This window comes from Thermococcus camini (genome assembly GCF_904067545.1).
Classification (GTDB): domain Archaea; phylum Methanobacteriota_B; class Thermococci; order Thermococcales; family Thermococcaceae; genus Thermococcus; species Thermococcus camini.
In genome coordinates this window covers 1,275,593-1,300,501 of the sequence record NZ_LR881183.1, presented here as the reverse complement: position 1 = coordinate 1,300,501, position 24,909 = coordinate 1,275,593, and the positions used below count along the sequence as shown (strand labels likewise).

The window sequence follows — 24,909 nt, the reverse complement described above, 5'->3', positions numbered from 1 at the left end:
GGGATTTAAAAACTTAGCGTCTAACGAGCCCCACCACGGCCTCAACGTGCGGTGTATGCGGAAACATGTCAACCAAAACTGCCCCCTCAATCCTGTAAGCCTTCCCCAGGTGGTTCTCGTAGTCGAGTTTAAACGCTCTGGGATTGCAGGAGACGTAAAGGAGCCTCTCAACTCCGCTCCTGACGAGCAGCTCTCCGGCTTCCTTCAGCCCCTTCCTCGGCGGATCAACTACCACCGTGTCGTAGTCCCCAATCCGGGCCTCCTCCGCCCTGCCGACACGGAAAGTGGTGCTAACGCCGTTCAGCTCGGCGTTTTTCATTGCCATCTCCACCGCGAAGGGGTTTATCTCAATCCCCTCAACCTCGAAACCCCTCTTAGCCAGCCAGACGCCGAATGTTCCGACTCCGGAGTAGAGGTCGAGGACTTTTTCGCCATCGGTGAAGCCCTCAACCGCCCTGAGGAGCAATTCTAAGGCGTAGCTGTTGGTCTGGAAGAAGCTGTTGGGGTGAATGAGGTATGTAACGTCCCCGATCCTCTCGCGTATGAAGGGCTCTCCACTTGTAAGTCTTGGCTCTCCCCTCGGATCGTCCCGCTCGTCCCTCTTAACGCTCCAGTAGAGGGAATCCGCCCGGAAGTAGTCATTGAAAGCCTCGACAGCCTTGGGGGACGGCTCGACGTGGGCGATGAGGTTCACCATAACCTCGCCAGTGAACTTGCCCTCCCTGACCTGAAGATAGTGGACGTCGCCGGCTTTCCTCTTCAAGTCCCAGGGCCTCATGCCGGTCTCGGCCAGAAAAGCCCTCAGGGCGCGCAGGTGCTCGGACGTTCTCCTGGAGAAAACCGAGCACTCGCGGAGATTGACAGCTCTAAGGGGATTTCCGTACTCCTTCAGGCCGATTCCGGAAGTGGTCACAATGAAGTTGCTCACGTTTCTGAAGCCCCAGATTTTGGGCGAACCTTTAATCTCTGCCGCTATCCCCGTTATCCTCTCGAAGAGCCGCGCCTTCAGGCGGAGCTGCTCCTTATATCTTAATCCCTGCCAGAGGCAGCCGCCGCATCTCCCAAAGTGGGGACATCTCGCCCTCCCCCTGAGTGGCGAGGGTTCGATGAGCTCAAAATCCTTTGCAAGAAGTCTGCCGAAGCGCCTCCGGGTTTTATTCACACTCACCACGTCGCCAGGATATGCAAAGGGCACATAAACGACCCCTTTGTCCTTCTTCAGCACACCAAGGCCATCGGTGCTGAGTTCCTTTATCTCTCCCCCGATGCGCATGTTCGGGACTCGCCATCAGGGTTTTTATATCCCTCGCTGAGTTTTGAGGCGGAGGTGGGATTGTGATGCCGAAGGTCTTCATCACCCGTGCCATTCCTGAGAACGGAATTGAGCTTCTCAGGGAGCACTTCCAGGTCGAGGTCTGGGATAGTGAACACGAGATTCCGAGGGAAGTCCTGCTCCAGAAGGTTCGTGAGGTTGATGCACTCGTTACCATGCTCAGCGAGCGGATTGATAAAGAAATCTTCGATGCCGCTCCAAAGCTCAGGATCGTGGCCAACTACGCGGTCGGCTACGACAACATAGACGTCGAAGAGGCAACGAGGAGGGGAATCTACGTCACGAACACCCCCGACGTCCTCACCGATGCAACGGCGGACTTCGCTTGGACCCTTCTGCTTGCCACCGCAAGAAGGCTCATCGAGGCGGACAGGTTCACACGCTCCGGCGAGTGGAAGAGGGAAGGAATAGCCTGGCACCCGCTCATGCTCCTGGGGTACGACGTCTATGGCAAGACGATTGGTATAGTCGGCTTCGGCAGAATCGGTCAGGCAGTGGCGAAAAGAGCCAGGGGCTTCGGCATGAGAATCCTCTACTACTCAAGGGGCAGGAAGCCAGAAGTTGAAAAGGAGCTCGGCGCTGAGTTCAGGCCATTGGATGAGCTTCTCAGGGAGAGCGACTTCGTGGTTTTGGCAGTCCCCCTGACGAAGGAAACTTACCGCATGATAGGCGAACGGGAGCTTAAGCTCATGAGGAAAACGGCAATACTGGTAAACATCGCCAGGGGAAAAGTCGTTGATACAGAGGCGCTCGTCAAAGCTTTAAAGGAGGGCTGGATCGCCGGGGCCGGTCTGGACGTCTACGAGGAGGAGCCCTACTACAACGAAGAGCTCTTCAGCTTCGACAACGTTGTTTTGGCACCGCACATAGGCAGCGCGACCTATGGCGCGAGGGAGGGCATGGCCGAGCTCGTGGCGAGGAATTTGATAGCCTTCAAGAATGGGGAGGTTCCGCCGACGCTGGTCAATAAAGAAGTTGTGAAGGTCAGGAAGCCGGGGTTTGAGTGAGCGCGCACCCTTTCTCCTTTCATTCCCATAGTAATGCCTAACCTGCTGAATGTGGTGGACTGGCCACCCTGAGCTCACTCCAGCGGCTCTCTCCCGTAGCGCAGAAAGCTGAGGAACCTCTCGTCTTCTCCAACCAGCGCGCTCAGCACTGCGCTCACGTATGCGTCGAACTCCTGCTTTTTGATGACAACGGAATGGTGGGCGTACTCCAGCGGGATGACGTATTCATCCTCTGCGACGGAGAGCATCATCGAAAGTGTTTCGAGGGCATCTCGCTCGCTCTCACCGGGTACCTCCAGAAGGTATATGACGCCGCCGTCCACGAAGCGGACGTAGAAGGGCCGCACCTTTACTCTGTAGCCGTCTTTGGTCTTGTCGAGGAGCCTCATGAGGTTCCCGAAGTGCCCCATGTCCATAAGTTTCTCAACGACATCCGGGAACTTCCTCTTCTCCTCCCTCGAGTACCTGAACGGCACGTAGCCTGCCTCCTTTGAAATCATGTCCAGAACAGGGACGTCGAGCATTGGGGTGCCCGGCCTTACCTGCCTCACTATGTCGTCGCGGTAGAATGTCTTGGCTATCGCGGCAGTTCTGGCGGCGAGGAGCCTGTCGAGGGCGTGAAGGAACTCGAGGTACTCCAGGAGGATTATCACGTCCTCGTAATCGTCCCCCCAGCGGGTTATCTTGGCCTCCTCGACGCCCCTTTCCTTGAGCAGCGTGAATATTCCCTTCCTGCCATCCCCCCTCGCAACGAGAGTCGGGGTGTTTATGATGCCGTCCCTCTCAAGCGTCTCCAACCAGAACTCCCATTTCTCATCCAGGAGCTTTAGAAAGCCATCTGCCAGGGCAACCAGCTCGTCGCTGTGCCTCTTGAACATTTTATCCGTGTTGCTCCCGATATAGCTGGGGGGACGAATTATCGAGCCGCTTATCGTGCCGTCCATCAGCACCAGCTCGGCCCCCATCTCCGACGCCATGGCACCTATGCGCTTCTCAAGAAGCTCCATGTGAATCCTTATCCTCTCGTCAACGTGCTTGTACGGCGACACGAAGCCGACTTCGCTCCAGTGGTACAGGTTCTCCCCGATGGCGACCGAGGCAACGCCATAGATTATCGCCCCGCTGAGGCGCTTCATCATCCTGCTGCCGTCAACGGCGTAAACGCTGGCCCTTTTGGGCTCGGGGAAGGGCAGCCACTGATAGCTCTTCGATATCTCCCGGGTAAGTTCTTCCATGAGCCCCAGCTGGTTCTCCAGGTAGTCCCTCATCGCCCTTACGTGGGCGTCGCTAATACGCTCCAATGCTCTCCACCTCCACGCGGCTCTTGCCGCCGACGTTCAGGACCCTTATCACGTAGTCCGCCGCGTCCTTCAGCTCCTCGTCGTGGGAAACGATTATGACCTGCGGTATCTTCCTCAGCTGGCTCGATATAATCTCCACGAGCTTCTTCCTGCGCTCCTCATCCAGGAAGGGCGTGGGTTCGTCCAGGATCAGAAGCTCAAGGTTCCCCACCTTGTAGAGAGAGAGCGCCAGGCGGAACGCTAAACCAAGCGTTATTCTCTCCCCTCCGCTCAGGAACTCCAGACCGACCTCGTTGCCGGCGTAGAGCACCTTCAGCTCTATCCGCTCCTTTCCGAACTTCTTCTCGCGTTTGAGCTTTATCCCCTGGTACTTGCCCTCCGTCATCTCCGAGAAGGTCTCGCCGGCGAGCTTCTGCACCTCCTCGAGCCCCCTGAGCTCCTCCTCGGCCTTGAGCCTCGCCACCTTCTCCTTGAACGCGGTCATGTCTGCCATGGCCTTCTCGACGGTCTCCAGCTCCTTTTCGGCCCCTTCTATCTCCTTCTTCTTTGCCTTCAGCTCGTCGAGGAGCCTCATTACCTCGTCCCTCAGCTCTTCAGCGCCCTTGAGCTCCATTCTGGCTTTCTCAAGTTCCCTCGCGGTCGCCATGTACCTCTTCTCTGCCTCTGCGTAGGCTTCCTCCGAGAACTCCCGCGAGAGCTTTTCCATCTTCGCCCCCAGCTCCTTGAGCTCTCCCTCCAGTTTTCTGAGGGCCTCAACGCTTTCATCGCGCCTCTTCTCCAGGAGGGAGAGCTTCTTCTTCGTCCTCTCAAGCTGAGCCGGGACGTCCTTGAGCGAGAGGTACTCGCGGTAGGCTGGCTCGAGCTCCTTCATCCTTTCCTCAACGGCCTCGAACGAGCCGAAGCCCTCGTTCTCCAGCCTTTCCATTATCCTCCTCGTTTCCCTGCCTATCTCCTGGAGCTTTTTCTCTATCCTCCCCAGCTCGGCTTTTGCTTTCTCGAGCTCCTCAAACTCCTCCCTGAGGTGCCTCAGCTCCTTCTTTATCTCGATGAGCCTTGCCTTGGCCTTTTCAAACTCCTCCGCGGCCTTCTCGAGTTCCTCCAGGTCGTACTTCGCCAGCTTCTCCTCGGCCTCCCGCAGGAGGTCCGCCGTCTTCTTCAGCCTTATGAGCTTTGACTCCCCCCTGATAATCCCCTTAAGCTCGATTTCCCGTTCGTTGAGCTTTTTGAGCTTCTTTGATAGCTTATTCAGCTTCTTCTCGATGGAGGTTATCTCGGCGTCGTACTCCGCCCGTATCTCCTCCTCGTCGTGCTCCTCGATGGGCCTCTTGCACAGCGGGCAGACCCTGGCACCTTCCAGCTTCGAGAGGTTCTCGATGAGGCTCTCCTTCAGTCCGTTGAGAGCCGCTATCTCCTCCCGTATCCCCGTCACTTCCTCGTGGAGGTTCTCAAGCTCCTCCTTGGCGTTCTCGACCGCTTTTAGCTCCTTTTCCAGGCTCTCGGGGGTAACCCCTGCCCGCTCGAGTTCTCTCAGGTACCTCTCCGCCTCGGCCTTCCGCTGGAGGGCGCGCTGGTAGAGGCCGTTCTTCCTCTTCAGCTCCTCGTAGGTCTCGCGGAGGGACTTTTCTTCCCCTTCGAGCTCCGCTATCTTTGCAGAGACTTCATCGATCCTGGCGGCCCTCTCCTCGAGGACCTTTTTCTTCTCCGCCAGTCTTGCTTCAGCAGTTTCAAGCTTTGCCAGCTCGTCCTTGAGGGAGAGGAGCGACTTCAGCTTCAGGTACTCCTTTTCGAGGGGCTCGAGCTCCCCGAGGCGTGCGAGCTTATCCTCGAGCTCTCCTATCTCCTTCTTCACTTCCTCGATCCGGGCTTCATAGTCCTCTATTCTGCCCTTCTCGGCCTCTATCCTCTGCTCAAGAACCGCCTTCCTCTTCTCCAGCCCCTCAAGCTCGCTCTTCAGGGCCTTGAGGCGCGAGTAATCCTCCTCCGCTTTTCTGAAGGCACCTTCAAGTTCTCCAACCCGCTCTCTAAGCTCGCTTATCCTCCTCAGCGTCTCGGAGAAGCGCTTCTCGGCATCGTGGAGGTTCTCCACCACCTCGGCCTTTCTCTCGATGAGCTTCCTGAGGTAGTCCCTCCTCCGCTTGAGTTCCCTTATCACGTCCGCCGCGTTCCTCTCGGCGTTTTCGTAGTCCTCTATGCCCAGGACCTTGCGCAGGACCTTTTCCATTACCTCGCGGTTCGTGATTATACCCTCTATCTCGCCCTGCCTTATGTAGAGCGCGTTGGTGAATACCTGGATCGGGTAGACGTTCCTCTCGACCCAGCGCGCCACGTCGGAGCTCTTCTCCGCTATCGTCTCCCTGTCCTCAAGGAGCTCGCTCTTCTTGGAGTCCCTGACGATTCTGTAGCTCTTCCCGTTGTGCTCGAACTCCAGCGTTAATCCCAGTCCGCCGGTCGAGCCGACGCGGGTGTTTGCCTGGAGGTAGCCCCTCGGGAAGCTCGGGTGCCCCATGTAGAGGGCCGCGAAAATCGCCTCGAGGATCGAGCTTTTGCCTGCTCCGTTCTGGCCTATCAGCAGGTTTATGCCGTCGCTGAACTCCACCTCGCTCATCTCGTGTGCCCTGAAGTTCCTGATCTTTATCCTCCTTATCCTCACGGCTTACCCCTCCTGAGCCAGGCGTCGAGGCTCGATGGGTTTTTGGGCCTGGAAATGGGTTTGGGCTTTTTGGGAGGCTCTTTCCCCAGATCTTTTTCCAGTTTGGGCTTCTCCGGCTTGGCGGTGCTCTCGGACACTTTCCCCTTCTCCTCGGGTTCTTCCTTCCTTTCAGTTTCTGGAACTTTCAGGGCTTTTTCCGGGATCCCCTTCTCGTACCTCCCGATCAGCCAGGAGACGAACTCGGTGAGCCCTTCGGAGAACTCCTTTGGGGAGACCCTCAGGTTCAGAAGGAGCTCCCGCTCCCATTCGGTGAACAGCTCCTCCTCGCTCAGCCTCTCCTTGGAAAGCACCGTCTCCCCGACGACCCTGCTCCTGAAGGTGTAGTACATTATCCCCGAATCTTTAAGGAGGTCGTTGAACTCGGCCAGGCTCACTCCGCCTTTAATCGTCCCTTCGAGCGTTATAACCGCTATCGCGTCCTTCGGGACGAGCGAAACAGCTTCCTCAACCCTCTTCCTGAGCTGGGACTTGCTGTCTCCCTCCACCCTGATCGAGTAGAACTGCCTCGCATCGACTTCTACGAACTCCGGCTGAAAGTCCTCGACGATGTAAAACCCCTTCGGCCCCTCTCTGCTCTCCATGACCTTCGGCTTTTTGTCCCTCAGGGAATAGCGGATTATATGGCTCGCCTCCCTTACTTCCGTCCTCTCCAGCGAGCCCGGATAGACTAGAGGCCCGCTCAGTCCCGTTTGGGTCGTTTCCGCTGTCCTCCTCACGTGGATGTGGCCGAGGGCGTAGTAGGAAAAGCCGTCGGGAAGCTCGTTGAGCTTCAGGTCAAAGGCGTCCTGGTAGGGCGTGTCCTTGGCAAGGTAATCGACCGCCTGGTGGAGCATCAGGATGCCCTTCTTTCCCCTGAAGAGTGTCTTGAGAACGTTTACAGCCCCGTCCTGCCTTATGAGCTGCCAGCGGGTGTGGTGTCTGAGGCCGTGGATTTCAACGTCCCCGACCTGTCCCCAGACGAGGTAGCGGTTCTCACTTATCTTCCTGCTCCTCTGGAACTCGCCCTCCCTCGGCTCCCTCTTCAGCCCGACGGTGTATATCAGCCCGAGATGCTCAAGGAGGTCAAAGACTGAGGTTTCCCTTATGGTCTTGTCGTGGTTGCCCTCTATCGCGAAGACAGGGATTCCCTTCCGCCTCGGGAGCTCAAGAACCTCAACCGCGTCGCGTATCGTCCTTGGGGACGGCCTGCTTACATGGAAGAGGTCGCCGGCGATGAGTATGAAGTCCACCCTGGCTTTCACAGCCTTCTCGATGGACTCCCTGAAGACCCCGAGGTAGTCGTCGTAGCGGAAGGGCTGGTTGAACTGCTCCCTGCCGAGATGGACGTCAGCGATGTGCGCGAACCTCATGGCTCATCACCGGCTTCACAGCGGGAGGGCCTCTATGGCCTCCTCCTCGCTGACCTCTTCCTCGTCCCTCCCCGCGAGCCACTCGCCGACGATGTCTATGTCCCCGCCGCCGTAGTGGCCCTTCATGTCCTTCTCGAAGCTGTATATCTTCACCATCGCCGGGATCGTTATCGCATAGCCCACTATTACCGCCTCACCAACGCCCAGCGATGCTATGTCGCTCAGCAGATCCTCGCTTATCTGCTCGCTCGCCTGCTGGACGTAGCGCTGGTCGTTCGGCTCGACGAGCTTGAGGATTATCTTGGTGTTCGTCTGGCTGAGTATATCGTCGTCCAGCTTCTTCGGCCTCTGCGACACTATTCCGAGGCCCACGCCGAACTTCCTGCCCTCTCTAGCTATCTTGCCGAGCCACAGAGTTGCGGGGTTCTTCTCTCCCCTCGGCGCGAATATGTGTGCCTCCTCCACTATGATCAGCACGGGCCTCGTTAAAGCCGGATACCTCTCGGAAACCTCCCTGACGAGGGTCCTGTCGTTGGTTCTGACACCCTTAACGTAGTCTATCCTGTTCTTGAGGATTCCGCGGAGGACGAAGCTTGCCAGCGTTATCATCTGTTCCTCTTCCATTCCGCTGAGGTCTATAACGTTCACCATCCCCGGCCTTATCTCGCTCAGCACATTAACCGGACTGATGAACTCGCCGAAGTTGGCCCTGAGCTCGCTGAGGTAGTCCTTCAGCCTTATGAGGGCCTCTATGTCCCTTGACTGTATTTTCCTTGGCGTCTCTATGCCCTTCTCATCGTAGTAGTGAATGATCTTGTCGTCGGTGTTCTCGTAAACCCTTATCCACTCCTCTATCTTGTCCTCCATCTCGTGGATGAAGGCAATCCCGCCGACGACCTGCCCCTTCCTCCGCATCTCCTCCCTGACCGTCCTGTAAACCAGCCCCAGGAAGCGCCTCTGCAGACTGGCGTTTTCAGCTATTCCGAGCAGTGTGGCGAACTCGCTCAGCCTTATCCTTCCGGGGTCAATTGTGGCCTTTATCGGGTTCACGCGCGCGCCGGGCCAGCTGAGCCTCTGGTACTCCCCGTGGGGGTCGAGAATAACAACCGTGGCGTTGACGCTGCTCACCAGCTCCTTCGTGAGAACCGCTATCGTGTTGGACTTTCCGGCACCGGTGACGGCTAAAACTGCAAAATGCCTTGAAACCAGTCTGTTGGCATCGAGCTTGACCTCTATATCGCTCCTTGCTATTAGCCTGCCGAGGCGTATGTGCCCCTCCGAGAAGATTTTCTGGAGGTCCTCGTCCCTCGCGAGGTAGACCTTCTCGCCCGGCTTTATCGGGACGCGGTTCGGGGCGGGCTTCGTCAGGAACTCGCCGTCGTGCCTCCTCAGCACGCCGAGAACCTTCGCCGTCGCCAGAATCGCCTCGCTCTTGTCCAGGACGCCCTTTGAGAATACGTTCACTGTCTTCTCAACGTAGTCGTAGCTCCCCCTGCCGGCGTCCATCAGCCAGTTTATGTTCCTAATTGACTTCAGAAGCGCTAAAACCTCATCACCGTCCCGGTTTCTAACGACCAGAAACTCCCCGAAGCGGGGCAGCTCGTTCCTTGGGTTCACTATGAACGTGAAGTGATCCGTGCTTGATTCGCCAAAAACTATTCCAACAGCACCGTTTCCGACCATATTACCACCCTGAGTTGATTGGACGGGGATGAACAAAAACCTTTCGTCGGCCAAAACCCTAAAAGGCCCCTAGTGTTATCCTGTAACATGAGCGAAATCTCCGGTGGAAGGATTCTCCTCGTCACTGGAAAACTCGCCGAGCCGCTCGTTAGAAAGTACGGGAAAGGCTGCGACGTCTTCGTTACGCCTGTGAGCGTGGCGGCATTCCTGACGCCCGAGATAATAGTCCATTACCTGAAAAAAGCCGGCATAAGGAGCGAGGACTATGACCTTATCCTAATTCCGGGTCTCGTCCGTGGCTCCGCTCAACTTATCGAGGACGAGCTGGGAATTCCAGCCTTCAAAGGGCCAAGGAACGCGATGGATTTGCCCCAGACGCTTAAGGCCCTGAACGAGGGCTTTAGGCTCAGCAAAGAACTCCCGGCAGATGAACTCTTCTCCTTCGATGCCCTAAAGCGCGTCGAGGACATAAGGAATAAAACCAGAAACAGGCGCTACATAGAGAAGGCCCTCAAAAAGCCGTGGAACATCATGATTGGCAACCTTCCAGCGGGAAGGGACTTCCCGGCGAGGATTTTGGGGGAAGTGGTGGATGCCCCGAGGCTCGGGGTTGAAAGGACCGTCGAGAAGGCCCTCTACTACCTCCATGAGGGGGCCGATATAATCGACGTCGGTATGGTGGCTGGAGAGACCAACCTCGATTTCATTGAGGCCCTCCCTGAAATCCGTGAGCGACTTATAGAGAACGGCTTTGAAGTGCCGATAAGCTTTGACTCCCTCAACACCGCTGAAATCGAGAAGGCCTTAAGCTACGCAGACCTCTTCCTCAGCATTGACGAGGGCAACCTTGAGAGGCTTGTAACTCAAAAGCCGGTCGTTTTGATCCCGACCAATCAGGAAAGGGGATTCTTTCCGGTTAAACCGGCCGAGAGGGTTGAGTTTCTTGAAGGACTGAAGGAGAAGGCCCTTGATTTGGGTTATAATACGGTAATCCCAGATTTAATTCTTGAACACATTCCACACTTAGCGCGCTCGGTAACTGCTTTCCACCTCTACCGCGAGAGAAATCCCAGGGATATCCTTTTGGCCGGGGTTGGAAACGTGGTCGAGCTCTACGACGCTGACAGCGTTGGAATGAACGCCCTATTGGCTGGAATTGCGAAGGAGCTCTCGATAAGTCTGCTCCTCACGACCGAGACGAGTGCAAAAGCAAGGGGCTCAGTTCGGGAGCTGAGGAGAGCTATAGACATGAACCTCTTCGAGATGCCCAAGGATTTAGGCTTTGACCTGCTGATCCTCAAGGAGAAGAGAAGACTCGATTGGAGGTTTGAACCGGCTGGTGAGATTATCGAGGCCCAGGAAAAACCGGTTAAACTTGAGCCCGTCTACTTCAGGATATGGGTCGAGGAAGGGAAGCTGTGGGTGAACGCCCACCGCGGAACCGAGCTAATCCTCACGATAGTCGGCGAGGAGCCAAACGCGATAATCGACACGGTTCTTGAGCATTTCCCGGTTTCCCCGAGGCACGCATTCTACCTCGGCAGGGAGCTTGAGAGGGCTTACACAGCGCTAAGGCTGGGGAGGAGCTACGTCCAGGAGGGAGAGCTTTTCCCGGAGTTCTACCTGGACAAAAAATGGTGAGAAAGTGAATCACCGCCTCCTGTAGAGGTAAACTGTTAGGGCCAGCAGTGCAAGGATTCCGAGGGCGTAGTAGGCCATGTTCCCAGGGTGTTCTCCCGTTGCAGGGGAGCTCTCGGTTCCCCCCGGAATGTTAGAGGTTTCCGTTGGGCTTTCAGCCGGTGTTTCGGTTCCAGTTTCTGTTTCCTCCGGCTTTTCGACCTTTACCTTCTCCGCAACGGCAAAGAGGGACAGGGTTGGAACGCTTGCCCTGTAGTAGAGGTAGCCGAGATCCTCGTGGTCGATAGCTGGCTTATACTCGACCCAGCCGTTCTCGTAGTGGAGGAGGAGCACTTTCTCAGGGCTAACGTTGTTCCCCCTCAGCCACTCCTTTGATACCCTGAAGTAGATGGTGGCATTTTTAACCGACCAGTTGGCCGGGTGCGTGACGTTGAACAGGGCGTAGGTCAGATACCTGTAACCTTCTGGGGCCTTGACGCTGCCCGGTCTCTGATAGACGGCGAGCTGACCGCTTATTTCCCCAGCAGGCTGGAGGTAAATTCTGTAGAGGTCTGTCCTCGTGCTGATCCTCAGCGTCTCGCCGGCGCTTCCACCAACTGAAACCCCGTCGGCCTTCCGTTCCACTGGCGGCTTTTCGAGGAGCTGAACACCAAAGCTCTCCTCGGAGGTGGAGTTGCCAGCGGTGCAGACAACGGTGAGGGTGTAGTTTTCGGGTTTCAGCCCTTCCGTTTCAACAAAGCTCCCTGAACCGCTCTCGTTCCCGATGCTCCAGTTCAATGCGCAGGGGACGTTTGAGGTAATCTTAACAGTTCCTCCCGCGTAGAGCCTCTCGGGGAAGACGCTCAGCTCGGGCTTCTCGGTGAGGTTCCTGGATACGACGAGGGCTCCCCCGCTCAGGTTTCCCTTAGAGACGTTTCCGCCTATATTGGCGTGTACTTTCTCTGAGGAGATTCCGAAGGCCGGTCTCACCTCAAGGGTTCCGTTGTAGTGGCCCCTCCGCTCAACGACGGCCTCAGTGAGGAGCTTTCCGAAGGTCACGTTGATGCTTATCTCCCTGTCCTCCGGGAGCGCCGTCAGGGTTCCCTCCCCCTCGATGATTACCGCCTTGTTCTCGATGGTCACGTTAAACCGCTCCATTCTGCTGAAATACGGGCTTATGAATGCCCTCGCGAGGTATTCGTTCCCGAAGGCTGAGAAGACCGCCGTGGCGTTCCTGACGTCCGGCCTTATCTCCATCCTCACGCTTCCCCTTATCTCTTCCTCTCCACTTCCCTGTATCCGGAGGGAGACCCTCTCGAAGGTTCCGTTGAAGAGGGCTCCTATGCTTGTGAGCGGCGTGGGAACTATGTAGTGGGCCCTGTAGACGTCGGTCTCTCCAAAGGTTAAGGTGACGTTTCCCCAGCCGTCGAGGTTTCCGCCGGAGCCGCCGAGGATTATGGCCGAGTCGCCCTTCTTTGCCTTTACCGTGTAGGTTGAGGGAGGATCGAGGACGTTGATGTCCATCGGCAGGGGCTGGGTGAGAATAGCTATGACGTTGTAAGCCGCCCATTCACCCATCTTTTCCGCAGTCTCTATCGCCGCGCCGACGCCCTTTCCTGCCTTGTCGAGTATCTCGTCCTGCTTCTTCTTGTCCAGTTCCTGGAAGGACTTCTGCTTCTTTATCTCGTCCTTGACGTAATCTACGAGGGCTTCCTTCACGACTTCCTTGAACTCGTCCAGGTCGTCCTCTGTGAGACCGTACTGCTCTATGGCCATTCCGCTCGTTTCGGCTTTGTGGGCATTTCCTTCCCTTATGGCCTGTATCACCTTGTAGATGTCGTTGAGGGCGTCGTTGTCTATGATTTCGAGCACGGTCTCTATGAAGAGGGTCTGCAGGTCCTCGTCGGTTATTATCGCCTTGCCGAGCGTCGTGAAGAGGTCCACCTTGGTTTCGAGGGGCTGCTCCGAGAAGTGCTCCATCTTGTAGTAGTAGCTCTGGTTCAGGCCCTCCTTCTCCCACCTCGCGAAGTCGTCGAGGGTTAGGGGCACTATGGTGGAGTTATCGTTGGCCAGCATCTCGTTCACCTGGACCGCGGAACTGCTCTGGGAGTATTCCGCTATGCTCTGGTCGCTTGGGAAGTCGATGTTCTCGACTATGTTGGTTATCTTGAGGAAGGCCTTCACGAGGGCCATGACGATGGTCTCGACTGGAACGTCTATGTCGTAGACCTTAAGCGCGCCCTCCGCTCCTATGGCTATCAGCTGTATCTCGTTGAAGAGGAGGGAGTGCTCGGCGCCAACTGTCACGCGGTAGTGGGGTATGACGCTGTTCGGCATTCTGCTGTGTCCGACCGTAACTTTGAACTCGAAGCCGGGCGGGATTGCGTGGTACCAGACGTAGCCCTTGGGGTCGAGGTCGTAGTAGCCTTCCGCGTAGTAGTTGTAGTAGACGTTGTCGTTGGTGTTCTCCAGGCGCAGGTAGGTTTTGTTGCCGTTTATTCCGATGACGTCCACCTTTATCGGCCCGACGAACTCCGTGAACTGCTCAAAGGTCTTGTTGAGGCTCGCCACGGGTGTTCTCTGATAGTTCACGGCTGGGCTTATGTACCTCTCCGGAAGCGCCACCCCGTCCCTGCTCTCGCGGTAGTAGACGAAGACCGTGCTCATGTACTCACCTGAGAAGTTCACGGGCGGTATTACCCTCGGCGGCCTGTCGTCCCACCAGGGCATCCAGACCCCGTTGGCCCACATCTTCTCCCCTGGCCTAAGGAATTTCTTCAGGTTGTCCGAGGTTACATCAGAGAGGAAAACGTCCTCTCCACTCCCCAGTATGCTGACTGAGTTCCTCTTGAGCACCTTATTGGCGTAGTACGGGTCCCTCTCCGGAATGCAGTCGAAGAAGGTTAGCTTATCCAGGTAAACCTCCCTCGTCCCGATGTTCTCCAGGATGAAGTTGAAGTGGTGACTCTCGGCCGCTTCGAGTACTCCATCGCCGTCGCCGTCGTAGGTGTAAACACCGGTCACAAAGTTCTTCTTGTGGCACTTCCCGCTGTTCTGACACCAGGATCTTGAGAGAGAGTAGGCGTCGTACTTGTCGAGCCTGAAGACGGGCCCGATGTCGAAGCTTATCTCCGTCCTTCTCTCGTCCCTGAGAACGCCGTCCATGTCGTATAGCCTTATCTCCAAGGGTATCTTTCCGCTTTTCGGAAGCTCCTCCGGCAGGGGGTCCCAGGTCAGGGTTATCGGGTCGTAAACGGTTATCGGCACGAGGGCGTGGAAGTCACCGCTCATGTTGGCAGGGATTGCAACTATGAGGCTTATCCTTCCCGTGTGGCGCTCTATGTAGTCCGGGAGAACCAGCTCTATCTTCGCCGCGCCGTCGAAGGAGCCGATGTTCCCCAGTCTCACGGTTATGTTGGCGAAGCGCTCTCTGTAGGGGATTACATTCTTGCCATCCTCCGAAATCTTCCTGTAAACATAGAGGGCCGTCGGGTGGCTTATTGAATAGCCCTCTATTCTTATCTCGGCGTTCCCGAAGTAAACCTTCCTGATGAAGCTGATGCTCACCCCGTTGCCGTCCTCGGCGGTGAACTTTATGTAACCCGTCCCGGTCAGGTTCATGGCAACTGTATCGAGGGTTATGTAGTCGTTGTAAACCGCGTCGTTAACATCGTTCTCGCTGAGGAGCACCTCCGTCCCGTTGATTATCAGGCTGTAGTTGACCTTCGATATGCCGGAGCTCGAACTGGCGGTTCCTTCGAGTGAGACGACTCCCTTCACGGTCCCGTTCTCCTCAGGGTGGATGGAAAGGTGTGCCCAGAGCAGGTCCGAGCCCCAGCCCGGTCCGGTTTCCACCGTGTCGCCTGGCTCAGCCCCTGGGACGAGGCTGAGTATGTCGTAGTTCTCCTCCTCCCTCCCGGAGGCGGTGTACATGGTCCCGCCGGTGTAGTTCTCCACGATCTTCGGCTCGTGGCCGCCCCAGTCGGTGTGAACGAGTTCCGGCGGCGTCCCTGTGGAGGAGACGTAGAGGCCCTTGCCGTTCACCAGGGAGTTGTTGGTAAGGAATACCCTAACGGGGGCCTTTATTGATACTCCAACCCCGTTGCCCTGGATTATATTGTTGGTGGCCAGGAAGGGTTTGTCACTGTACTCGGTGAACTGTACTCCCACCCCGTTCTCAATCACGCTGTTGTGGTCGAAGGTGAAGTTTCCGTTGGTGCCGAGGGAAAAGGCCACGGCCTTACCGTTGTTGAACAGGAGGCTGTTGTGAATCCTTCCCTCGACTTTCCCCACCTCAAGGCCCACCCCGTTGTGGATCAGATAGGAGCTCTCGAAGAGCAGGGAAGCGTGGAAGAGCGATACCCCAACATCGTTTCCGCTTATCTCACTGGAATACACCTCAAGCTTGCCGTTCATTCCAAGAGGGGACGCATCTATGCCGTATTCAAAGTTCCTTATCCTGCTCTCGTTGAGCACTATCTCGAAGGGGTTCCGCGCCCTGATTCCGGTCCCGGTTCCGTTTCCCTCCAGGGTGCTCCTCAGGAGCTCCAGGTGTCCGTATATCCCCACCCCGCCGTGAATGGTGGAGCCGGATATCCTCACCCAGGAGTCGCTGAGTGCCGTGACGTTGCCGTCTATTTCGTCCCTCGCCAGGATGAGCATGGCCCTTCCGCCGCCGATGTTTGCCCCGATTCTGCTGTCAGTTATGCCCGCTGCTCCAGTAACAACGCTCAGCCTCGCCTTGAAGGCCCCGAGTCCGGGGTAGGGGTACTCATCCGGATTCCTGACGTGGACAGATATAACGTTCCTTCCCTGCCTCAGGTAGCCGGCGATATCAATGAGCCCCGTCAGGGGGTGAGCGGTTATCCTTCCTCCTCCCCATCCCTGTGTGAAGGAGAGCTGGGCCTTGTAATCTACCTCGTCCACGACCTTTCTCCCGTTCACGTAAATCTCGACGCCGCTCACCGCGTAGTAACTGAGCCACGCCTGGACTGGGAGTTTCTCCAGCTCGAAGGCCTTCTTGAGATACAGATCAGTGAACTCACCGACTTCCGTTCCGCTTGCAAAGCCGGAAGAGTAGAGGTTCGCCGCGAACGGGCCGCTTCCAGACTGCATCCCATCCGTGGTGGGGGTGTAAATCCAGGAATCATCAGGTTTGCCGAGCGAGTAGTGCCACTCCGCGGTGTCATCGAAGACCTCGTTCACCTTTAGGTTCCTCGATACCCCTGGGGAGGTCGTGAAGGCGAGGGAACCGCCCTCGACGGAGCACCCCTTAACTATGGCCTCACGGGAGTTGCTGTGAACGTTGCTGTCCTTAAGAACCGCGTTGAGGATGATGATCTGGCTCTCTCCGTTGTCATTGGCCATTCCGGTAACGTTCATGCCTATGAGTTTTACCGCGTCGCCGTCTATCGCTTCCGTCGCGGGGATACCGTCCCTGTCTTGGACTATCAGCCTTCCCCCGGGCCTCACCTCTATCCTCCCGTTCTCAGCGGTGTAGCTTGTCATCACGAGCCTTCCGTCCACGTACCCGTAGAAGTTCCTCGCCCTGCCGTCCTCCATCCTGACTTCAGCCTCCCGCGTAACGTGGACCATGAACCTGTCCGCGTCGGGCTCAACGCTACCGCTGACGTTTGTATCCCAAAGCTCTATTCCTCCGGTCTCCCAGGCCTGGAAAGCCCTGTCGCTCCCCCCTACCGTTGAGTTCACCAGGTATATCCAGTTCCCGCCGAGGTGGAGGACGAAGTTGGCGCCGTTGGATGAGACGTTGGATTTCTCAACCCTAAGTCTAACGTTCCGGGCGTATATCCCAACTGGGTTGTTCCTCACGGTGACGTTCTTCAGAAGTTCCGTGGAGTAGCCGTAGCTCGGTGCTTCGAGGTAAAAGCCGGCGTATCTGTTGTTCTCCACTACGAGGTTCTTCATCTGCCAGTTCCAGTCAGAAGCGGGACCATTGAACCTTATGCCGTAGTCGCTGTTCGTGAAGTTGCTGTCCCTGAGCACGAGGGTTCCTTGACCGGTTCTCTCGTAGCTCAGACCGGTTCCACCGTGGAACCTGCTCTTGAGCACGGTTAAGCTTCCACTCGCTGTGACGCCCCCGTTGACCTCGCTCTCAACTATCGACACCTCTGAGGAGCGGAGGGTGAACTCGCCCTCTAACAGCGATTTTTCAAAGGAGGCACTTCCGTTGGCGAAGGTTCCCGTAGTAAAGCCCTTAAGTTCAGAGTCGGAGACCTTGATTTTCCCCCCGTTTCCAGATAGGAAGAGGGACTCTCCACCTATCAGCGAGTTTTCGAGAACCCTCACCGTCCCGTTCACCTCGACGCCGCCGCGAAGGGAGATTCTGCAGTTCCTCATCTCAAGCGAGCCGTTTTCGGTTATCAGGAGGCTTCCATTTATTGCGAAGCTAACCCCGGCACAGCCCTCGGTGGAGTTGACCAGCCAGTCGCCGTTCCTCGGCGGGCCGATAAAGACCCCGTACTTCTTCACTCCCTCAAGACCGCATGGGGTGACGGCCTTGATAAGAACCGTGTTCGCGCCCCTGATAAGTTTCTCCGTCAGGTTGGCCGTTCCGTTGAACCGCACCCATTCCCCGCCGTTCACCGAGTAGTAGAACGCTTCAACCGGGGTCCGGTTGTCGTAATGCGCCCTGATTATCACGCCCTCGTCGCGGTAGTAGAAGTCCTTGAGATCGACCCAGAACTTCGGCTCCTCAGCGTTGCCGCAGACTGAAAAGCTCCTCTCCGTCTCGATGACCTTCCCGCAGGCATCGAGGGCGGCGAGGTGGAGGTCAACCCTTAAAGGCTTGCCGTCGGCTATTGTCTTGACCAGTTTGTTCCTGAGGCCCCACAGGTCAAGGAAGAACGTTCCGTTGAATGTGTAGGTCTTTTCTCCTCCATTTTCCACATTGATTAGCTCCAGAGCTGGTGAGAATTCGCCGGAAATCCTCTCCCCATTTACGTTCGCCTTGTAGAGGTATTTCCTCGCCAGGGTGTTGGTCCTGAACAGGAAGCTCACGGGGAACCTGAGGGACATCGGATCCGAGACAGGGGAAGTTATCTTGATTCCGTTCCCCTTTCCAAAGCACGTCCCCGGAACGGAGAAGTGCCTCTCCTCCAGCGTCCTCCGCCTGAAGTGCCAGTCCATTGCCGATACGTGGAAGGTGTAATTTGCTCCGGGAACGACTGTCATGGTTATGGAACAGGACTTTCCTGTGACCTGCATTGGTACTTCTTCCCCGTTCCAGGTGAGGATACAGCTACTCAGCTCGACGCTTGCTTCCACCACGATCTCAACCGCATCGCCCTTTATCTTCTCCCCGTTCTGGGGTGTGGGTTTGAGGTAACGGAGGGTGAAGGGTGGCAGGGGGACGTTGAATTCTATCCTCGTAAAGTTGCCGCCGTTGCCGTAGCGGTCAAAGGTCCTCATGTAGAGCACGTGGTCGCCGTGGGCGGCGTTTCTGGAGTACCTCATCTCCTCCCCCGGCTCACCGCTCAGGTTGGCTATCAGCGAGCCCTCCCAGTTTATTGCCTTCTCCCCCTTCTCGTCCTCGATCCTCGGGTCGAGGTAGAGCTCAACGCGCTCGAAGTCGTCATCAGTGGGATTCCTCCAGCTCACAGTAAAGCCCGTGCTGTCGGTGTTCACTGAAGGCCCGAGCACTTCTCCAGGTGGAGTTGTGTCGGAGACGTTGACGACATAGTTAAGAGAGACGAAGTTACCGGCGGCGTCGGCTATGACGACGTGGTAGAACGTCAGACCGACCTCTCCCGTGGAGACGGCGAAGCCGAAGGGAACCCCGCTTGAGTACGAGCCGCTCCGGAACATCTCCCACGGCTTACTCGGGTCCTGGCGAAGGGAAACCGAATAACCTCCCGGATGGGCCTCCGTAACGTTGAACATAAAGCCGGCGTTGGAGAGCCTCTCTGCCCTGTATGTGCCCTCCCCTGCAGGAGTCATGTTGAATGGGTGAACCCAGGTGATATTGGGGGGCGTTGAATCCACCACGATTACCCTCGTTTCAGTCGAGTTCCGGTTTCCGGCCAGGTCTTTCCCATGAACCCTGAAGGAGTAAAGCCCATCCCCGGAGCAGGGACTTCCTGAGTAGCTCCAGAGGCCTTCCGAGGGGCTCATGGTATATCTCGTCCCATCAAATTCAAGGATCGCCTCAGCGAGCTCCTCGCTTGCGTTTATGACTATGCTCATAGTGCAGCTCCCAACGAGGGAACCGTTCTCCGGCGTTGGTTCGAGGAAGCTGAGGGAGGGGGCCGTTGTATCAACGGTGATGCTTATCCCCTCGCTGAATCCAGCGTTTCCTGCAACATCCCAGCCCTTTACCTTGAAAGTGTATTCCCCGTCCGGGAGTGTAAGGGTGGCGCTCCAGGCGGTGCCATTCCTTTCAAGTTCCGTTCCGTTAAATCTGCCCTCGCTGGAGATTAGAACTGCCCTCGACAGTTCTTCACTTGAGTTTATCCTGAACTCAACCTCCGAGACGTTCAAAATTGAAGCGTTCCCCGGCGTCGGCGGGAGGAAGTGAATGGTGGGTGGGGTTGTGTCAACAACCTCGACCGTAAAGTCCCTCTCGGCAAGATTCCCTGCCCTGTCCCTGGCGAGGGCTTTGTATTCAAGAACTCCGGTGCTTTCCGTTGGAATCTCCAGAGTCACAGCTTCACCGTCGGAGAAGTTTCCTTCCACAACCACTACCCCGTCGAGGAGAATCGTGTAGTTGGCTGGATTGGTATCGTAGAACGTCACGGTGGCGTTAGCTCCTTCGGTTCTCTCCACTGTTCCGGGGGCGGTTGCCGCTATCTCGGGGGGAATCGTGTCCACTGCAAAGAGCCGGGTCTCGGTGGAGTTCCGGTTCCCTGCCACGTCGGAGGCGTAGGCCCTGAAGGAGTGAACCCCATCTTCCAGGGTGAGGGTCAAACTCCACTCGCGGTCGCTTCCGCTCATGGTGTAGTTCCTCCCATCGAGCTCAAGAATTGCCCAGGAAAGCCCCTCGTCGGCGTTGAGCCTGAATACAACCTCGCTCCGGTTTGTTATAGAACCGTTCTCAGGGGTGGGTGGAACGAAGGCCAGAACCGGTGCCATCGTGTCAGCCTTCCCGACCCTCACCAGCCAGGAGTGGGAGACCCTCTCTCTTCCAGTCTCAGCGATTGCCGTAACGTTCCAGAGCCCTGGTATAAGGGACGAGTTGGTGTACGTGGAGGACGTTCCCTCTTCGCCGAACACCCGGCTTCCATTGATGAGCCATATAACGTTGGCGCCCCTGTTGAGAGCTATTGAAAACACGGCGGTTTCGTTGGAGAGGAAGCCAACCTCAAAGTCCTCGGGCGAGAAATTGGTTATCATCAGGTGTTCCTCCACGCGGAAGCAGCTCAGCGGCGTCTCGCTTTCCCTGCCGAGAGTGTCATTTACCAGGATACGCCAGCAGTAGAGGCCCTTCAGGCCCTCCGTTGAAATCGTGAAGTTCGTCCAGTCGGAGTAGTCCATCTTTCCGAGTATCCGCCAGCTTCCGTCACCCGTGGCGTTGCCCTCAAGAACAGCCCGGGCAGGGTGTGGCTCGTCCCAGAGGGCGCTCACTGGAATGGACTCCCCTTCAAGGGCGGCATCTCTTCCCTGTCCCCATGAGAGCAGTGCTGGTGCCTTTGTATCCACCTCAAAGGTAGTCATCCCCGTCCTGTTCACGTTACCGTGGAGGTCTTCCCCAGTCGCGTAGAATCTATGCCTTCCGTCAGGGACTCCAACGGTGACGCTCCACCGCTCACCCTCACCTACCATTGGGTATCTCAAACCATCCAGGAGCAGAGTGGCGTTACTCAGGTCCTCGTTCGACATGAGAACGAAGGTCACAGTTCCGTTCCCAAGGAGGGAGCCGTTCTCAGGTGTGGGGGGGACGAACTCTAACCCCGGCGGGGTTCTGTCCGTCTCCACCATCAGCCTCCACGAGTGAGTGGCCCTTTCCTTCCCTCTCTCCGCGACCGCTGTGATGTTCCAGGTTCCAGGAATCAGGGACGAGTTGGTATAGGTCGATGAATCCCCCTCCTCCCCGAGAACGGGGGTTTCGTTCACCAGCCAGGTGATGTTTGCCCGTTTGTTCAGCTCTATTGAGAAGGAAACACTTTCGTTGTCCCAGAGCGCTATCTCTCCCGCTTCGGGTGCAAAGGCGATTATCCTCAGTCTCTCCTCAACCCTGAAACACATTGGCTCGGTCATGTTCTCGTTCCCAAAGGTGTCGTTGGCAACGATGTACCAGCAGAAGGTCTTCCCGGCGAAGCCGTCTCCAGTCTCTATCGTCCAGTTGCTCCAGCCATCGACGAGTTCGAGCGGGGTCTTCGTCCATTCAAACCCCTCGCTCGCGTTCGTCCAAAGTTCCGCCGAGGAGAGATGCTCATCGCCCCACCTCGCGAATATCCCAACACCCGCACCTTCAACCACCTCCTCACTGCTCTCTCCAACCATAGTTGCCCTCGGCGGAGTTGCGTCGATCTGAAGGCTCCTCTCCTCGGTGCTGTTCGTCACACCCTCTACTGAGCCATAAACGCGGAAGGTGTAGGTTCCATCCGGGAGGTTGTCCTTGACCGCCCACCAGCTCTTTCCAGAACCGCTCATGCTTTCGTTGAGACCGTTCCATTCGAGGGTAGCGTTTTCCAGCTCTACCGATGAACTCACGTTGATAATAACCTTCCTAAAGTTGAGCATCGCCCCGTTCTCTGGAGTCGGCTCGACGAAGCGAAGGGTAACGCTGGGTTTTGGATAGACGTACCAGACCCAGCTGTGGCTCTCGCTCCCGTTGGAGTTCTCCACCACGGCCCTAACACTGTACTCCCCGGCTTTGGCTGTGGAGTTGGTGTAGGTGGAGTTTCTAACGTTTTCCTCCCGGAAGACTTCGCTCTCCCCGACGTACCAGGTCACGTTGACGGTCTGGTCTGCCTCGATGGAAAATCTCACCGCATCACCTTCATAGCTCTCCATGGGACTCTCCGGCGAGTACGACACTATCCTGGGCGGAGAATAGACCTCAAAGCACTCCGTAGGCGTTTCGTTTGAATGTTCAAGCCCGTCAAACGCCTCTATGTACCAGCAGTAGAGACCGGGCTCGTCGAGTGAAACGCTGAAGTTGCTCCATCCGTCTTCGCCCAAGCTCCCCTCCTCAAAGACCTCCCACGAACCGGTAACGTTGGTCCAGAGGTGGGAATAGCTTAGGTGGGCATCGCTCCACCTCGCGTACAGGAGCACCTCCCCTCCCCGGGGAACTCCGTCGCTGCTCTGGCCGTAGAGGACGTAAACCGGCGCCTTCGTGTCCACCTCAAAAGTCCTCACCTCGCTCGTCCCGTTGTTTCCTGCCAGGTCGGTTCCGTGAACGAGGAAGGAATGACTTCCATCGGGCAGAACCGTCGAGTACCACCAGTCTCTTCCGGAGCCGAGCATGGTGTGGTTTGTTCCGTCGAGCTCGATGGTCGCGCCACTCAGCTCTTCGCTGGAGGTGACGTTGATGGTAACGCCTGAATCACCGAGCAGGGAGCCGTTCTCCGGTGTGGGGGCGACAAGGGTTAGAGCCGGTGGAGTCCTGTCGGTCTCCTCCTGGGCGAGGGGTGCGAATATCCCGCTTCCGGTGACGTTGGCTGACACGATGCCCTCCTGAGTATCCAGGCGGTCACCGCTTATCCCATCCCTGCTCCAGCCTTCGGAGAAGCGCCATATGGAGAGGGTTTCCTCGTTCAGGCCTTCGAGTGCCGAGGGGTCGTAGTAGACCCCCAGCTCCATCCAGTCCTCGACATTTCCCTCAAGGAATATCCCCGCACTCCCGTAGCCCTCCGGTGGGGCAGGTTTTCTCTCCTCAGGAACTCCCCTGATGGCGATGTTCCCGGGGGCAGTTATTTCAGTCTGTACCCCGTTTATCACGTTCCCGCTCAGGGAACCGCTGAAGTCACCCACTATCCCGAGAGCCCATGCGTTTTCCTCTTCCAGTTCTGTCCCCAACTCGTTGTATTCCAGCGAGGAGTCTCCTGCGAGATAGAGCAAGATGCCGTAGCCGGGGTTGGAGCCTATCCCGGAGATGTGAACCCTGTTATCGACCGCCTGGGCAGTGGAGTAGAAAAGCTCTATCCCGTTGCTTCCGTCACCGCTGACCTCAAGGTAGTTGCCCTGAAGGGCGGAGCCTTCCTCGTGGTAGAGGTATATCCCCTCCCCCTGGAAGCCCCTTACCGTTATCCGGTTGTTCCTCACCGTGTTTTCGGAGCCATAGCTCAAATAAACGCCGTAGCGCTCCTCCTCTGAGCTTTCAGTTATGATTATGGTGTTGTCCGCTAATAGGCAGTTCCTGGAGTCGTTGACCCATAATCCAACGTTCGAGGCGGAGGAGTTTATCGTAAAGCCCTGAACGGTCACGTTGTCAGAGCTCACCAGGATAACAGGCTTGTAACGCCCCCAGCTTGAACCGTCCCCGCGTATTACCGCACCCTCTTCGGTTTCCAGGGTCATTGGTCTGTCTATCTCGACGCTCTCCGTGTAGTTGCCGGCCATGACAACGACGGTTCCTCCAGAGGGTGCCGCACCTATTCCCTCGCGTAGGGGACCTTCGCTCGGGTTAAAGTCCCCTCCCTCGTACCACCAGCCGCTCTCGTTGACGTAAACCACATCGCTTGGAGTTAACGTCGTTGCCGTGTCGTTGACCCAGGTGGTGTTCACGTTGCCGTTTATGTCCTCGGTTAGAAGACCGATTGTATGTGTCTCCCCCGGCGAAAGTCCCTCCAGGAGCCACTCTCCACCGTCAGTCTGCCCCTGGAACTTCCCGTCGATGTAAACGAGAGCCTCGGAGAAGTCCTCGTCTTTCGGATTGTCCCAGCTCCAGAGGATGTAGTCGGCTCCAACTTCGTGGCTCAGGTTCTCAACGGTTCCGGGTGGAGTCATGTCCACATAAAAATCAACCCTCGCGCTCGCAACTTCGTCTCCGCTTATCGCATAGACGCTCAGTGAGTTTTCCCCTTCCCCGGCCTCTATCGTCGTGTTCGGCTGGAAGGTAACGTTTCCAGCTCCATTGAGGGAGTAGCGCCACTCATCAACCGGCTTGTTGGCGGTGACGTTTAGGTCTATGACCGTTCTGTTGTAGACCCTTTCCTCCGGGGAGAGGATGGTTATCTTCAAAGCCTCGCCCTGGCTCGGCTCGTACTCGACCGAGATATCGTCGAAGTACATGTTGGATTCCGTGGGAGTGTCGTCCCAGCCCCCAATGAGAAGGTAGAAACCGGTGGTGTTTTCCATTCCGGTGGTTGCTACGTTTTTCACCAATGTCCCGTCTTCCCAGTACTCAAGGTGGTCTTTGTAAAGAACGATCCTGAAGGAAACGTACGTCTGTGGTGCACTCCGTGAATCGCTCACTGTGCCCTCAGGCCTGTCGTAGGCTATCGTTGATGTCCAAGAAATGTAGCGGACTCCTATGTAATTTCCTGTATCGGAGTCGTACACCCTGAACCACATCTCGGCAGTCTCTGGATCAGTGAACTTCCATCTTCCCGAGAACGTCACAGAATCCCAGTTATTGATCTGTATTATCTCACTTCTCAAGAACGCGTGCTCGGTTGTGTAACTCCCGGTCCTATGACCGTAGGTCGTGAAATGTGCTTCGCCGTTTTCTTCTGAGTACGTGTTCCCACTTCCGGCCATGTCCTCCGTCCATTTAGCTGTATCAAGGCTGTTGTCGTTGAAGTCATCGTAAAAGACCAGGTTTCCCTGGGCGCTTACCTTCGAGAAGCCCACGAACCCCACGTTTAGGTAGGAACTTAAAAGGAGATAAACCAGAAATATGACAGACTTCCTCATTTTCTCACCTTCTCGGAGAAGAGACCCTAGCTGTCAGGGGGGCGAGAGTGATTAGAAGGGGCCTTGATTGGAGGCAACAGTTAGGGCCCCT

At 56.7% G+C, this 24,909-nt stretch carries 8 protein-coding genes; 2 read left to right on the top strand and 6 right to left on the bottom strand.

The features are described from left to right. Nucleotides 1-13 precede the first annotated feature (13 nt). Nucleotides 14-1,273, bottom strand: a complete 1,260-nt coding sequence (gene rlmD / locus TIRI35C_RS06995; protein WP_188202286.1) for a 23S rRNA (uracil(1939)-C(5))-methyltransferase RlmD — start codon at nucleotides 1,271-1,273, stop codon at nucleotides 14-16. Nucleotides 1,274-1,335: 62 nt separating this feature from the next. On the opposite strand from rlmD, the gene gyaR reads away from it, so the two are divergent. After that, nucleotides 1,336-2,340, top strand: coding sequence for a glyoxylate reductase (gyaR, locus tag TIRI35C_RS06990; RefSeq protein ID WP_188202285.1), 1,005 nt, complete (start codon nucleotides 1,336-1,338; stop codon nucleotides 2,338-2,340). A gap of 74 nt (nucleotides 2,341-2,414) precedes the next feature. Here gyaR and TIRI35C_RS06985 read toward each other — a convergent pair whose 3' ends face one another. From TIRI35C_RS06985 to TIRI35C_RS06970, 4 genes are read right to left on the bottom strand one after another with little or no spacing between them, the layout of a single operon-like run. Continuing rightward, nucleotides 2,415-3,641, bottom strand: coding sequence for a DNA double-strand break repair nuclease NurA (locus TIRI35C_RS06985; RefSeq protein ID WP_188202284.1), 1,227 nt, complete (start codon nucleotides 3,639-3,641; stop codon nucleotides 2,415-2,417). Further along, entirely contained in the window at nucleotides 3,628-6,291 is a 2,664-nt protein-coding gene (rad50, locus tag TIRI35C_RS06980; RefSeq protein ID WP_188202283.1) for a DNA double-strand break repair ATPase Rad50, read from the bottom strand. Before rad50 ends, TIRI35C_RS06985 begins: the two co-directional genes overlap by 14 nt. After that, nucleotides 6,288-7,700, bottom strand: a complete 1,413-nt coding sequence (locus TIRI35C_RS06975; RefSeq protein WP_188202282.1) for a metallophosphoesterase family protein — start codon at nucleotides 7,698-7,700, stop codon at nucleotides 6,288-6,290. Before TIRI35C_RS06975 ends, rad50 begins: the two co-directional genes overlap by 4 nt. Before the next feature lie 15 nt (nucleotides 7,701-7,715). Continuing rightward, nucleotides 7,716-9,383, bottom strand: coding sequence for an ATP-binding protein (locus TIRI35C_RS06970; protein WP_188202281.1), 1,668 nt, complete (start codon nucleotides 9,381-9,383; stop codon nucleotides 7,716-7,718). Nucleotides 9,384-9,470: 87 nt separating this feature from the next. On the opposite strand from TIRI35C_RS06970, the gene TIRI35C_RS06965 reads away from it, so the two are divergent. After that, complete coding sequence (locus tag TIRI35C_RS06965; RefSeq protein ID WP_188202280.1) at nucleotides 9,471-11,024, top strand: dihydropteroate synthase-like protein; 1,554 nt, start codon at nucleotides 9,471-9,473, stop codon at nucleotides 11,022-11,024. Nucleotides 11,025-11,033: 9 nt separating this feature from the next. On the opposite strand, the gene TIRI35C_RS06960 is transcribed toward TIRI35C_RS06965, so the two are convergent. After that, complete coding sequence (locus TIRI35C_RS06960; protein ID WP_188202279.1) at nucleotides 11,034-24,818, bottom strand: right-handed parallel beta-helix repeat-containing protein; 13,785 nt, start codon at nucleotides 24,816-24,818, stop codon at nucleotides 11,034-11,036. Between the last annotated feature and the right edge of the window lie 91 nt (nucleotides 24,819-24,909).